The 14,074-nt window shown below is 48.9% G+C and carries 13 protein-coding genes; all 13 read right to left on the bottom strand.

Features of this window, described 5'->3' with window-relative positions; genetic code table 11:
• Positions 1-3: 3 nt before the first annotated feature.
• On the bottom strand, positions 4-1,155 hold the full coding sequence (locus ACO0LL_RS13265) for an ATP phosphoribosyltransferase regulatory subunit (protein ID WP_422951328.1): 1,152 nt from the start codon (positions 1,153-1,155) through the stop codon (positions 4-6).
• Between the two features lie 143 nt (positions 1,156-1,298).
• Positions 1,299-2,201: a protease modulator HflC gene (gene hflC, locus ACO0LL_RS13260; RefSeq protein WP_422951327.1), complete on the bottom strand. Its 903-nt coding sequence runs from the start codon at positions 2,199-2,201 to the stop codon at positions 1,299-1,301.
• Positions 2,201-3,469, bottom strand: a complete 1,269-nt coding sequence (hflK, locus tag ACO0LL_RS13255; RefSeq protein WP_422951326.1) for an FtsH protease activity modulator HflK — start codon at positions 3,467-3,469, stop codon at positions 2,201-2,203. The genes hflC and hflK overlap by 1 nt, the downstream gene beginning before the upstream one ends.
• A gap of 31 nt (positions 3,470-3,500) precedes the next feature.
• Entirely contained in the window at positions 3,501-4,628 is a 1,128-nt protein-coding gene (gene hflX, locus ACO0LL_RS13250) for a GTPase HflX (protein WP_422951450.1), read from the bottom strand.
• Positions 4,629-4,658: 30 nt separating this feature from the next.
• Positions 4,659-4,895, bottom strand: a complete 237-nt coding sequence (hfq, locus tag ACO0LL_RS13245; protein ID WP_162041076.1) for an RNA chaperone Hfq — start codon at positions 4,893-4,895, stop codon at positions 4,659-4,661.
• A gap of 199 nt (positions 4,896-5,094) precedes the next feature.
• A complete protein-coding gene (der, locus tag ACO0LL_RS13240; protein ID WP_422951325.1) occupies positions 5,095-6,438 on the bottom strand; it encodes a ribosome biogenesis GTPase Der in 1,344 nt (447 codons plus the stop codon).
• Between the two features lie 5 nt (positions 6,439-6,443).
• Positions 6,444-7,604, bottom strand: coding sequence for an outer membrane protein assembly factor BamB (gene bamB / locus ACO0LL_RS13235; RefSeq protein ID WP_422951324.1), 1,161 nt, complete (start codon positions 7,602-7,604; stop codon positions 6,444-6,446).
• Positions 7,605-7,616: 12 nt separating this feature from the next.
• The gene (locus ACO0LL_RS13230) at positions 7,617-8,273 is read right to left on the bottom strand and encodes a YfgM family protein (protein WP_422951323.1); all 657 of its coding nucleotides are present in this window, start codon (positions 8,271-8,273) and stop codon (positions 7,617-7,619) included.
• A 51-nt stretch (positions 8,274-8,324) separates the two neighbouring features.
• The gene (hisS, locus tag ACO0LL_RS13225; RefSeq protein ID WP_422951322.1) at positions 8,325-9,683 is read right to left on the bottom strand and encodes a histidine--tRNA ligase; all 1,359 of its coding nucleotides are present in this window, start codon (positions 9,681-9,683) and stop codon (positions 8,325-8,327) included.
• 14 nt (positions 9,684-9,697) lie between these two features.
• Positions 9,698-10,975, bottom strand: coding sequence for a flavodoxin-dependent (E)-4-hydroxy-3-methylbut-2-enyl-diphosphate synthase (ispG, locus tag ACO0LL_RS13220; protein WP_422951321.1), 1,278 nt, complete (start codon positions 10,973-10,975; stop codon positions 9,698-9,700).
• A gap of 2 nt (positions 10,976-10,977) precedes the next feature.
• Positions 10,978-12,051, bottom strand: coding sequence for a helix-turn-helix domain-containing protein (locus tag ACO0LL_RS13215; RefSeq protein WP_422951320.1), 1,074 nt, complete (start codon positions 12,049-12,051; stop codon positions 10,978-10,980).
• Positions 12,044-12,850, bottom strand: a complete 807-nt coding sequence (gene pilW, locus ACO0LL_RS13210; protein ID WP_422951319.1) for a type IV pilus biogenesis/stability protein PilW — start codon at positions 12,848-12,850, stop codon at positions 12,044-12,046. The genes ACO0LL_RS13215 and pilW overlap by 8 nt, the downstream gene beginning before the upstream one ends.
• Positions 12,847-14,007: a 23S rRNA (adenine(2503)-C(2))-methyltransferase RlmN gene (gene rlmN / locus ACO0LL_RS13205; protein ID WP_422951449.1), complete on the bottom strand. Its 1,161-nt coding sequence runs from the start codon at positions 14,005-14,007 to the stop codon at positions 12,847-12,849. The genes pilW and rlmN overlap by 4 nt, the downstream gene beginning before the upstream one ends.
• Positions 14,008-14,074: the final 67 nt, after the last annotated feature.

Genomic DNA, 14,074 nt, shown 5'->3' with positions numbered 1-14,074 from the left:
CACTCAACCTACATTTTGAAGAATCCATTTACCCGCATCGAAAGTGAGTGCGCGATTGCAATCAAATTCGTCTTGTTCGTTCTCGTGCCCTGGCAGGCTCTGAATCACGATTTCACCCTCGCCACGCAACTCTGCGATTTTTTCACGCAATGCAGGGTCACTCCCCCACGGAGCGCGAATCGCATCCTTCCTCTCAGCAGAAGGCAGCAGACGCGCCAGCTCACGCAAATCCAGGGAAAATCCAGTAGCCGGACGTGAGCGACCAAAAGCCTCGCCCACATGGTCGTAACGGCCACCACGCGCCACCGCATTTGGCAAACCAGGCACAAATACGTTAAACATCACTCCACTATGATAGTGGTAGCCACGCAAATCAGCGAGATCTATCGTGACATGGGCCGCACCTGTCAAACGCACTAAATGCTCAAGTTCGTCCAGCGCCGTTTGTATACCTTCAAATGCGGGCAATACTGCACGTGCTTTTTGAATAATGGAAATATCGCCATATAAACCTGGCAAAGCCATCAATGCGGCACGCACTTCGGGTGAAAAATTCTGACTGAGCTTATCTATGCTAGGCAAGTCTTTGGACTCAAGCAAGGCATACAAAGTATTTTCTTCTGCCTTGGCCAGCGGATCGGCAGCCAATAAGGCGCGCAAAACTCCGACGTGACACATATCCAGCCGCACATCTTTGACATGCGCCAAGGCCAGGCAGGCTAATACCAGTTCCTGAATTTCAGCATCGGCTTCCAGGCCTGCATGACCATAAATTTCTGCGCCGATTTGCAAAGGCTCGCGCGTGGCGTGCAGGCCAGACGGCTTGGTATGCAGGACACTGCCTGCATAGCAAAGACGGGTAACAGTACGGCGGTTTAACAGATGCGCATCAATACGGGCCACTTGCGTGGTCATATCGGCACGCAGCCCCATGGTGCGGCCAGAGATTTGATCTACCAGTTTGAAGGTACGCAAATCCATATCCTGACCAGCACCGGTCAGCAAGGATTCTATGTATTCCAGCATAGGCGGCATGACCAGCTCATAGCCATACAGTCTGAAATTGTCCAGGAGAACACGGCGCAGCTCTTCTATCTTGCGTGCTTCGGACGGCAAAATATCAGCAATATTTTCAGGTAAAAGCCAATTCGGCATGAAGAACAATCAAAAAAACAACAATTTAGTTTAGGCTATCCGACAAACAGCGATCTGCACAAAATTTGCGCAGATCGCTGTCGGTCACTACAATTATTTAGCGGGGTGCTATTTACACTTACCCCTACACCTACCCACCCTTATTACTTACCCTTTACTGCAGGAACACTGCCGCCTACTGAGGATGGGCCTTTAAAATATTTAAAGAACTCAGAATTTGGATCTACGACCAAAACATCATTCTTGCTCTTGAATGACGCAGTATACGCTTCCAGGCTGCGATAGAACTTATAAAATTCAGGGCTTTGACTGTATGCTTGCGCATAAATCTGCGATGCCTCTGCATCACCCGCGCCGCGTATTTTTTGCGCATCACGGTTAGCTTCTGCCTTGATCACCAGCCTTTGCTTGTCAGCATCAGCACGAATTTCTTCAGATTCTGCCGCACCAGTAGAACGCAAGCCATTTGCTTCACGGGTACGCTCTGCCTTCATACGGTCATATACCGAGTTATTGATCTGCTCGACATAATCCACACGCTTGAGGCGAACGTCAATAATCTCAACACCAATATGCTTGGTCTCATCAGAAACTTTTTTCTTGATGGCATCCATCACCTTACCGCGCTGAGTAGAGATCACCTCACCCACTTTACGTTTGGTTATTTCATCATTCAAGGCAGCTTTGATGATTTGCGACATTCTATCCTGCGCCCTGCGCTCTTCGCCATTAAAACTGACGAAATACAGACGTGGGTCCTTGATACGCCATTTGACATAAGAATCAACCAGAATATTTTTCTTTTCGGAGGTTACGAAACGATCTGCCGAATTGGTGTCTATAGTCAAAATACGTTTATCCAAAAACAACACATTTTGGAATGGCGGAGGCAACTTGAAGTGCAAACCTGGCTCACTGATCACAGACTTGACTTCACCCAATGCAAATACGATGGCATGTGAACGCTGATCAACGACAAAAATAGTCGAATACGCAACCAGAATTGCTGCACAGAGCGCAATAATGAAAGTAGCTAGTTTATTCATTATCTACCCTCCCTCTCACGTGTGTCGCGATTATCTTTTGATCTTCCATCCTTGCCATAACGCATTTCCACAGTAGGTATCTGCTCCACGGCCGGTGCAGTTATTTGTGCTGGCGCAGGCGATTTTGCAGCGGATTGATCTGCCTGATTAATCATCTTATCCAGAGGCAAATAAATCATATTATTGCCAGTTTTGGTATCCACCATCACTTTGCTGGTATTGGAGAATATTTGTTGCATAGCCTCCATATACAACCTGTCCCTGGTCACTGCTGGTGCTTTTTGATATTCCGTCAATACTTGCTGGAAGCGCGATGCATTACCCTGAGCATTGGCAACAACACTGGCTTTATAGCCTTCTGCCTCTTGTATCATGCGGGAAGCTTCACCACGCGCCTTGGGAATCACGTCATTGGCGTAGGCTATACCTTCATTTTTCAGACGTTCTTTATCTTGCTTGGCTTTTTGCGCGTCCTCAAAGACTGCCTGAACCTGCTCAGGCGCCTGCACGTTTTGCATGGTCACCTGGGCGACCTGCACACCTGAACCATAAGCATCCAGGATTTTTTGCATGCCTGCATTCACATCAAGAGCGATTTTTTCACGGCCTTCATACAACACAAAATCCATGGTGCTTTTACCGACGATCTCACGCACGACAGCTTCAGCGACCTGACGTATCATCTCTTCCTGATCGCGGTTGTTATACAACCAGTCAGCAGCATTATTTAATTTATATTGAACAGCAAACTGAATATCAACAATATTTTCATCATCGGTCAGCATCAGGGATTCGCGCTCTCTGGAGCCTTTTTTGTAGCCTATCTCCACTGTTCTGACTTGCGACAGATTGACTATCTCATGTCCTTGGACAGGGTAAGGCCAACGCCAGTTAAAACCGGCAGAAGTTTGATGACTGAATTTACCAAAAGTAGTAATGACAGCGGTCTGCCCTTCTTGCACGATAAAAAAGCCGCTCGACAACCAAACCAAGGCAATTACAGCAACAATCAGGGATGCGCCAATTTTAGCGCCGGACGAATCTGGTGAAAAATTACCACCATTATTATCGCCACCATTTTGCCCGAACAGACGCCCCAGTTTCTGAGTAAAGTCTTTCCATAACTGATCAAGATCAGGTGGGCCTTCAGGTGGTTTTTTGCCATCAGGCTTATTGTTATTTTGATTATTGTTTTGCGAACCACGCCCCCATTGCGGATCATTTATGGACATGGTTACACCAATTCTTTTGAGAAATGAAACAAGCATTCTGTCGCTATCCAATGAATAGTGGGTTGGACTACTGAAAATCAAAGCGGGCATCAGCCGCCTCTGGCGTTACCACTTGTGCAATACCAGACGTTTTTGCCAATGCGAATTCGGCGATAGCTTCGCGTAACAAACCTATACCTGCTCCGGTGCGGGCACTCAAAAAAACCCTCTGAATTTTATCACACTCATCCACCTCGACCGAAGGCTCCAGGCCAGCAAGATCTATCTTATTCCACACCAGTATCTGCGGTATATGATCTGCACCAATTTCCTCGAGTACCTGGTTGACCTGTTGAATCTGATCAAACCTTACCGGGCTACTTGCATCCACGACATGCAATAGTAAATCTGCATGTATGGTTTCTTCCAATGTTGCCCTGAACGCTGCAACGAGTTGATGCGGCAATTCACGTATGAAACCAACGGTATCAGAAATAACAATATTACCCGCATCACCAAGGTACAAGCGGCGGGAAGTCGTATCCAGCGTTGCAAATAATTGATTGGCGGCATACGCACCTGCCTTGGTCATAGTGTTAAACAGGCTGGACTTGCCCGCATTGGTATAACCGACCAAAGAAACCGACAAGGTATTGCTACGTCCACGTGAACGTCTCTGGGTTTCCCTTTGCTTATGTAACTTATCGAGCTTCTGCTTGAGCATTTTGACACGCTCACCCAGCAAGCGGCGATCAGTCTCAAGCTGCGTCTCACCTGGCCCACGCAAACCTATACCACCTTTTTGTCTTTCCAGATGCGTCCAACCACGTATCAAGCGCGTGGCCAGATGTTGCAACTGAGCCAACTCCACCTGGACTTTACCTTCATGACTTTGGGCACGCTGAGCAAAAATGTCCAATATCAGACTGGTGCGGTCAACCACCCTGACCTTCAGGTGGCGCTCCAGATTTCTCTGTTGCGCCGGAGAGAGTGCATGATTAAAAATGACTATGTCTAACGCCGCATCGGCAACAGCATGTGCAATCTCATCAGCCTTGCCGCTACCGACAAAAAAAGCAGCGTCAGGGCTTGATCGTTTGCAAGTGATGGTTGTAACCGGCTCTGCTCCCGCAGATTGCGAAAGCAGAGAGAGCTCTTCCAGGCTGGCGGCAAAGTCGTCCTTACCAAAATCGACGCCGACCAAAGCGGCGCGCATGGACGGCTTTTTTATTTCATTACTCAAAAATTACTCTGCCTCTGGCTCAGTGTTGATGCTGACTGCGCGTGCTGGCACTACGGTAGAAATAGCATGCTTGTAAACCATTTGCGTCACAGTATTGCGCAGCAAAACCACATACTGGTCGAAAGATTCGATATGGCCCTGCAATTTGATGCCATTGACCAGATAAATTGATACAGGAATATGTTCTTTACGCAAAGCGTTCAGAAATGGGTCTTGTAATAATTGCCCTTTATTGCTCATAACAGCTCCATTGTGTTGTTGTGATTAGGAGTTGGGGACTACTTATCAGAATACAAGTATTCCCAGAAGTTGATTACAAAGTAATGTAATCTATTTTCATCTTAATTGCATATCTCTTGCTTAAATTTCACTGCAAAAGGAGAGCAACCAAGCATTTTCTTACATTTTGATACTTGCGTGCAGGCTTACCTGAACGAGCTTACTTCGATGACTTGTCAAACGGATTCTTGCCAGAACGCATTTCTATTCTTAAAGGAGTACCGGTCAGCGAGAAAGTCTCACGGAAATGCTTTTCAAGGTAGCGTTTATACACATCACCCACCGCTTCCAGTGCATTACCATGAATAACAATAATAGGCGGATTTTGTCCACCCTGATGGGCATATCGCAACTTGGGACGTATGGACCCTTTGCGTTTGGGCTGTTGATGCTCTACTGCTTCAATCAGGGCACGCGTCAGTTTAGGCGTGGACAAGTTGACCATCGCTGCAGCATATGCGGAGTCGATGGATTTCATAAGAGGAGCTATACCAGTCGATTTCAGCGCTGAAATAAAGTGGAATTTGGCAAACGTCAGGAAATTCAGTTTGCGCTCAATATCCAGTTTGATTTCATCACGCCTGTCGCTTTGCAAACCATCCCATTTATTAACTCCCACGACCAGGGCGCGGCCAGACTCCAGAATGAAACCGGCGATATGGGCATCCTGCTCTGAAATATCCTGTTGCGCATCCAGTAACAACAAGACTACGTTGGCTTCAGACACCGATTGCAAAGTTTTAACGACAGAAAATTTTTCTATAGCTTCAAACACTTTGCCGCGGCGACGGATACCTGCAGTATCAATCAACGAATAGTGAACGCCATCACGCTCGAATGGTATTTCTATGGAATCACGGGTGGTGCCGGGCATGTCAAAGGCAATCACCCTTTCTTCACCCAGCAGAGTATTCACCAGCGTCGATTTACCAACATTGGGACGGCCAACGATAGCGATTTTGATGCCGCGCACCTTAGATTCAGGCTCTTCGACTTCTTCAGGACGCTGGGCGAAGGCGATATCAACCATTTCTTCGACCAGGTCTGCCACACCATCACCGTGAGCAGCAGAGATCACGTAGGGATCGCCCATGCCCAGCTCGTAAAAATCTGCAGTGACTGAAGAGTATTTCATACCTTCAGCCTTATTTACGACCAGCATCACAGAACGGCCTGATTTGCGCAGGAAATCTGTGATGGTCTTGTCATGTGGTGTCAAACCCTGGCGGCCATCGACGATAAATACAACGACATCTGCTTCAGCCACAGCCTGCTTTGTCTGCTTGGCCATTTCATGCATGATGCCCTCTTTGGCGACAGGCTCAAAACCACCTGTATCAATGACCAGAAAGGGGCGTTCACCAACACGGCCTTCGCCGTAATGCCTGTCCCTGGTCAAGCCAGGTAAATCTGCGACCAAAGCGTCGCGTGAACGGGTGAGCCGATTGAACAGCGTGGATTTGCCGACGTTAGGTCGGCCTATAAGTGCGATAACCGGCTTCATTATTATTACTCGGTTGCAAGAGCAACCACTGATCCTGATTTTGTTTGAACGATCAGTTTAGCATCGACCACCAAAGGCGCTGCTAAAATCTGACTACCATCGGTAGTAACACGTCCGATGAAAGAACCATCTTCCCTTGACAGGAAGTGGACATAACCTGCGAAATCACCGACCGCAACTGCACGGTCATATGAAATTGGTGCTGACAGACGACGGTAGCTGAGCTTGTCATTACGCCAGGCACTTGCACCACCATTGCGGGCAAAGGCATTCACAGCGCCAGCGACATCAGATGCGAACACAAAGCGTTCATCAACACTGACGCCAGCATCGCTGGACAAAGGCTTGGCCCAGCGCAAAGCACCAGTAGCCACATCAAAACAAGCTACCCTGCCCTGATAAGAACTGGCGCAAATATCACCGCCAAAGACGACTGGCGCACCTGAAACGTCTGCGACACGTTCAAGTTCGGTAGCACCTTTAGGTTCACCGACCGTTGCCTCCCAGCGCAAACCGCCATTATTCAGCGCCAGTGAAGACATACGGCCACCAGGCATGGCGACAATGGCCTGCTGCCCCTGTATCACGATGCCAGGTGCAAGGCGCAAAGTCAAAGGAGGCAATGGGCGCTCTATGGACCATTTACGTTCCCCATTAGTCAGGTCATAAGCACTGACCTTGTTGTCAATACTACGGACCACAACCAGACCCTGGCCAACTGCCGGAGCAGATAAAATCTCATTTGTACCCTGGGTTTTCCAGCGCAGCTTGCCGTCTAGGTCAAATGCCAATACCTGGCCTTTTTCACCCGCAACAGCAATAGTTGTACCATCAACACCCACACCTGCCGTCAAACGGGTACCGGCATTGATACGCCATACCGTGCGGCCTGTCGCCACTTCTATACGTGCCAGCGTGCCATCAGCCGCAGCTACATAAACATTTTGTGCATAGGCAGCAGGACTGAAGACATAGTTACCCGCAGTACCAATTGCCACTGTCCAGCTGGGTTTAATCGCCATGCTGGACTTGATCTCAGTCAAAACTGCTGGCTGATTTTTTGCGTCAGATTTAGATGAAAATGGATTCAGCGAAGACAGCGTAGAACAGCCCGTCATTGCCACGAGTACAGATGACGCAACGAGCAGTTTGGCAGAAAATTGCATGTATGATTCCCCTTATTTACTGACAACTTTAGTATCTGCCACACCACCAATGACATCCAGCTTCATTTGCAAAGCCTGACGACCCGGACTTTTATCTGCCATTTTTTCCAGCGCTGATTTATACGCCGTACGCGCATCTTCTATCTTGTTTTGCGCTACATAGACATCGCCTTTGGCATCCAGCACATCAGCATCGAACTGTGTGGGAAAAGTACCTGACAATTGCTTCAAGGCTTCGTCATAGGCTTTTTCGTCCAGAGCAATGCCAGCCAGGCGTATTCTTGCCAGTGCCTTGTACTCTTCTGCCTTGGAAGTATCTGCCACCCATTGCAACTGGCTCTTGGCCGCTTTCAGATCATTTGCATCAAATGCACTCTTTGCGGCCACCAGCGCAGCCATGGGCGCATATGAAGTAGAGGCAAATTTGGCTTTCAAATCTTCCGTGACCGCCTGCACCTTCGCATTGTCTTTGGCGACAACCAATTTCTGCATTTCTTCATACAACTGTGAAGCTTGCAATGTTTGGGTGTTTTGACGCGATGACCATGCAGTCCAGCCAGCATAAGCGGCCAGGGCAACAATCAATCCCCAGGTTGCCATATTGCCGTATTTTTTCCAGGCTGCCTTGAGGTTATCTAACTGCTCTTGTTCTTCTAAATCGTATGCCATAATGTCTTTATCTATCTATTTTATTAATGTTATTAATATTTTTAATATGGATTAATGGTGTACATGGTGATGATTTGGGTCATCACAGCAATCTGCGTCTGCACTACCGGCGATTTGATCAACCAGATAATCCACCGCAGTATCGAAAGGCACGTTAACCTGATTATTTTCAGCGTCAGCCGCACGCAATTCCTTGATACTCACTGTATTATTATTTGCCTCATCTTCACCGATGATGACAGCATAAGCCGCACCGCTGCCGTCAGCCTTTTTCATCTGGGATTTGAAACTGCCAACGCCATTGGCAGTTGCGCAATGTAACACAACATCCAGGCCTGCATCGCGCAAACGCTCACTTAATACCATCGCCTGCATTTGCGCCTCTGCCCCCTGATGCACCAGATAAGCATCGCACATTGCAGGTTGATGTACGTCGCCATTGGCTTTCATCAATTCCAGCAGGCGCTCTATACCCATGGCAAAACCGCAGGCTGGTGTTGGCTTGCCACCAAAAATACCAAACAAGGCATCATAACGGCCACCAGCACAAACTGTCCCCTGGGAACCCAGGTCATCAGTAACCCATTCAAAGACAGTGCGGTTATAGTAATCAAGACCACGCACCAGACGAGGATTGATGGTGAATATAATGCTGTTGTGACGCAAAATCTTTTGTACGCCTTCAAAGTGAGCCAGTGACTCTGCACCAAGATAGTCGAGCAATTTAGGTGCCGCATTAACCATCTCTTGCATCGCAGGATTCTTGGTGTCCAGAATACGCAAGGGATTCGTCAGCAAACGCCTTTTTGCTTCAGCATCAAGAATGTCCTGATGTTGTTCAAAATAAGCGATCAACGCGGCCTTGTGTTGATTGCGTTCCTCTGCATCGCCAATGGAATTCAATTCCAGCCGCACATTCTGCAAGCCCAGATCGTCCCAGAAACGCTGGCACATCATGATCAGCTCGGCATCAATATCCGGGCCAGTAAAGCCCAGCGCCTCAGCACCTACCTGATGGAATTGACGGTAACGTCCACGCTGCGGTTTTTCATGACGAAACATCGGGCCGGTATACCACAAGCGTCTTGGACCATCGTAAATGAGATTATGTTCAATCGCAGAACGTACGACACCGGCCGTACCCTCCGGGCGCAAAGTCAGCTTGTCGCCATTCATGGAGTCTTCAAAGGAATACATTTCCTTTTCGACGACATCAGTCACTTCACCCAAACCACGTGCGAACAGATTGGTAGGTTCAACGATAGGTGTACGGACTTGCTGGAAGCCATAACTCTTCAATACAGATTGCACAGTATTTTCAAACAACTCCCACAACGGGGCGTCATCCGGCAAAAGGTCATTCATCCCTTTCACACCAGCGATTTTTTCTGCTTTTTTTATTTCCGACATACTTGCTACCTGATTTAATTATTTGTTACGCCATGCACCGGGGCATAGTGACTCTTGACATAGTCCAGCACGATTTCCTGGAATTCTTCTGCAATACGGTCGCCACGCAAGGTGAGCGCCTTGGCACCGTCAATAAAAACTGGTGCAGCCGGTGATTCGCCCGTACCTGGCAAACTGATACCGATGTTGGCATGCTTGGATTCACCTGGGCCATTAACAATACAACCCATGACGGCGACATTCATATTCTCTACGCCCGGATACTGACTCTTCCAGACTGGCATTTGATTGCGCAGGAAGCTCTGGATATCATCAGCCAGTTCCTGGAACACAGTCGAGGTAGTCCTGCCACAGCCGGGGCAGGCAATGACCATGGGTGTGAATTTTCGCAAGCCCATGGTTTGCAAAATCTCTTGACCAACGATGACCTCTTTGCAGCGATCACCGCCGGGTTCTGGCGTCAGGGATATGCGTATGGTGTCGCCTATGCCTTCCTGCATCAATACCGACAATGCTGCAGTCGAAGCCACGATGCCTTTACTACCCATGCCTGCCTCGGTCAGACCAAGATGCAAGGGATAATCGCAACGCGCTGCCAGCTCACGGTAAACCGCGATCAAGTCCTGTACACCTGAGACCTTGCAAGACAGGATAATCTTGTCACCCGCCAAACCCAATTCTTCAGCTTTTTGCGCACTCTCAATCGCAGACGTGATCAGTGCCTGATACATGACTGCCTGCACGCTCCATGGCACAGGGCGTTTGGCATTATCGTCCATGATGCGCGCCAGCAAAGCCTGATCGAGACTGCCCCAGTTAACACCGATGCGCACTGGCTTATCGTAGCGACATGCCATCTCTATCATCTGGGCAAACTGGGTATCGCGTTTGGCACCCTTACCTACATTGCCAGGATTAATCCTGTACTTGGACAAAGCTTTGGCGCAATCAGGAAAGTCATTCAGCAGCGTGTGGCCATTGTAGTGAAAATCACCTACCAACGGCACATCTATGCCCATTCTGTCCAGCTGCTCGCGTATGGCCGGCACTGCCGCCGCCGCTTCCGCATTATTGACTGTGATACGCACCAGCTCAGAACCTGCTCTGGCCAATTCCTTGATTTGAATTGCCGTGCCGATTGCATCTGCCGTATCGGTATTCGTCATGGACTGCACTACAACAGGCGCACCGCCACCCACCAGAACTTCGCGAGTGCCATAGACAACTTTGGCAGAACGGGATGCACGTCTAAGCTTGGGACCAGAACCGATTTCTGATAAAAAATCTGTCATCTTTACTTCACGCTCAAATTAATGACATTACTGTCCTTGCCCGGTGCAATTTCCATAGACTTACCGCGCAACCAACCTTCTACACCGGCAGCATTGCCTATTCTTAACTGCAAGGCTTCTTTCATGTCAAACACTTCTTCAGTGCCAGCTTTTGCCAAATGAGAAGTTACAACGCTACCGTTTTCACGTTTGACCTGTATCCAGGAATCCTGCTTGAATTTCAATTTCAGCTGATTATTTCCTGGTTCCGCAACAGCTGGCGCGGCAAGCGCAGCGGGTGTTGACACTGGAGCAGGGACTACCGCAGCAGCAGGAGTAGGACCCGGAGCAGGAACCGGAATTGTACTTTGCTGCGTCACTGCTGGCGCTGACACAGGAGTTTGCACATCCTGATTCACTTTAGGTGGCGCAACATCCTGGGTTTCTGATTTTGCGTCATTGAGCGTACCAAGCACCGTAGGGATAGTCGATGCCGCAGGCTTGTCAGCTTCTGGCTTGACAGATGCAGCCTCTGGATTTTCAACCGGTTTTTCAACCTCTGCTTCAGTCGTTTTTTTTGTGGACTGCCCTGAGATCAGGCTCTTGATGTAATCGTTTTGCTCCAGCTTTTGCACCGCGACAAAGATCAGCGCACATGCGGCCAGCACTATCGCACCTATCACGTACTTGCGATTATTATTGCTGTCCTGACGTCCAAGGAAAGGCGTACGCGACTCCATGAAAGGTGTTGCAAGGGTAGGACGCAAATCTGCATCCAGTCCAGACAAGCCCTTTTCTGCAGGCAGGCAGTCGATCACTGGCGCCGGATCAAGCTTGAGAAGCTTTGCATAAGAACGCACAAAACCGCGCACGATCACCATCTTGGGCAAGTCATCAAATTGATTACTCTCCAGCGCAAGTATCTGACGCTGGGACAATTTGAGTTGATCCGCCACCTCTTGCACACTCAAACCAAGTTGAACGCGCGCAGCAGACAATTGAGAACCGGCAGTCTGCACAACAGACAAAACCGCTTTAGTCTCAGATATCTCAGAAGCCAAAGGTTCTACAGGTAGATTCGCGCCCGCATCACTCATCAAACACTCCACGTTGATACAGAGAAAATTCATTTGAATTTGGATGACGGCGACGCAATTGCGTCGCCAGACTATTTACCGCAGCCTCGTCACCCAGTTTTCTTTCGATTTTGATAGCAAGCCAGAACACATTCGCTGCCAACACGTCCAACTTAAGTACACGACCAATATAGAACTTCGCCTGCTTGTATTCGCCGCGCTTGTAAAGCACATCAGCCAGATTCGCATTGATTTGCGGATTACCCGCATCTTCACGCAGACCCTGCATGAAATAACGCTCTGCAGCAAGCGTATCCTTGATACGCAAACTGCACAATCCAGCATTATTCAACGCCTTGGCCGGCGCATTATAGGTGGGATCCTTTACCGCATTCTCAAGATACACCAAACCCTGTTTTTCGCGACCATTCATGCACAAGAACCAGCCATAATTATTACCAATATCACTATTGCCTGGCGCGAGCTTCAGTGCATGCTGAAAATTATCTTCCGCCAACTGCTTCTCACCCATATCCATGAATATAAGTGCACGCAGGCTAAAAGCATCAACCAGATCAGGGGCAATCAGTAAAGCCTGGCGAATCTCTTCGAGAGCAACTTTCTGCTGCCCCTGCTGATAATAACCAACCGCCAACTCCATGCGTATGGAAGCACGTTTTCGCGCATCCTGCTTTTCAGCAGACATGTTCTGATCTGGCCTGTCACCCTCAAGACTCTTGGACGCACATGCCGACAAGGACAGTGCCAGCACTACCAGCGCCCCGCTCAAAAAACATTGACGCACTTGAGAAATTTTCACTGAGTGATCTCCACGATCTTGCCAAAATTTTCGCCAAACTTCTTTTGATATTCCGCCATTTTTTGCATGCGCTCCTGCACGCGGGTTCTGTCCTGCACTTCACCAGCCAATTGACCGCAAGCCGCATCGATATCATCGCCACGAGTTTTACGTGTGGTTGTCACCAGGCCTGCATCCAGCAAAATCTGCGCAAATGCTTTAATGCGCGGATTGGCCGAGCGCTTCAAACCAGATTCCGGGAAAGGATTAAAAGGAATCAGATTAAACTTGCACGATACGTCACGTACCAGTTCTATCAATTCCCGCGCATGCGCATCAGTGTCATTGACGCCATCCAGCATGCAATATTCAAACGTGACAAAGTCGCGCGGCGCAAATTCAAGGTAACGCTTGCAAGCCGCCATCAACTCTTTCAATGGGTGCTTTTTATTCAGTGGTATCAGGCTGTCACGCAAAGTATCATTCGACGCATGAAGCGACACCGCCAACGCCACCGGGCATTCTTGCGACAGCTTGTCTATCATGGGAACCACACCACTGGTAGATAGCGTCACACGGCGACGCGACAAACCATAGGCATTATCGTCGAGCATGAGACGCAAGGCAGTCACAGTTGGTTCAAAATTCAGCAAAGGCTCGCCCATACCCATCATGACCACATTGGTGATCTGACGTTCACCCTTGGGGCCGGGAGCAATACCTTTGGTCTTGCGCAATTCAAATTCTGCCATCCAGAGCTGGCCTATGATTTCGCCTACGCTCAGGTTGCGGTTAAACCCCTGTTTGCCAGTGGAACAAAAACGGCAATTCACTGCGCAGCCTGCCTGGGTAGAAATACACAGGGTGCCACGGTTTTCTTCAGGGATAAATACAGTCTCTACCGCATTACCCTGGCCGACATCGACCAGCCATTTTCTGGTGCCATCTGTGGAAGTATGGTCACTGATTACGGCGGGAGCGGCAATCATCGCCCGCGTAGCGAGCTTCTCGCGCAGGGATTTCGCGAGGTCTGTCATTTCATCAAACGAACTGGCACCAAACTGGTGTATCCAGCGTTGCAATTGCTTGGCACGAAACGGCTTCTCACCCAAGTCACCGCAATATGCGACGAGCTGCGCTGGATCCAGATCCAATAAATTTGTGAGTACCGTCATGATCTTCTCTTTCACGCCTCATACAGCACCAGACCGTATGAGGCGTATATCTTAATTCTTTATTCTGTTA

It is taken from the genome of Undibacterium sp. TC4M20W (genome assembly GCF_049340245.1).
Classification (GTDB): Bacteria; Pseudomonadota; Gammaproteobacteria; order Burkholderiales; family Burkholderiaceae_D; genus Undibacterium.
Note: the sequence above shows the minus strand (reverse complement) of the source record. Positions and strands in the feature narration are given on the sequence as shown.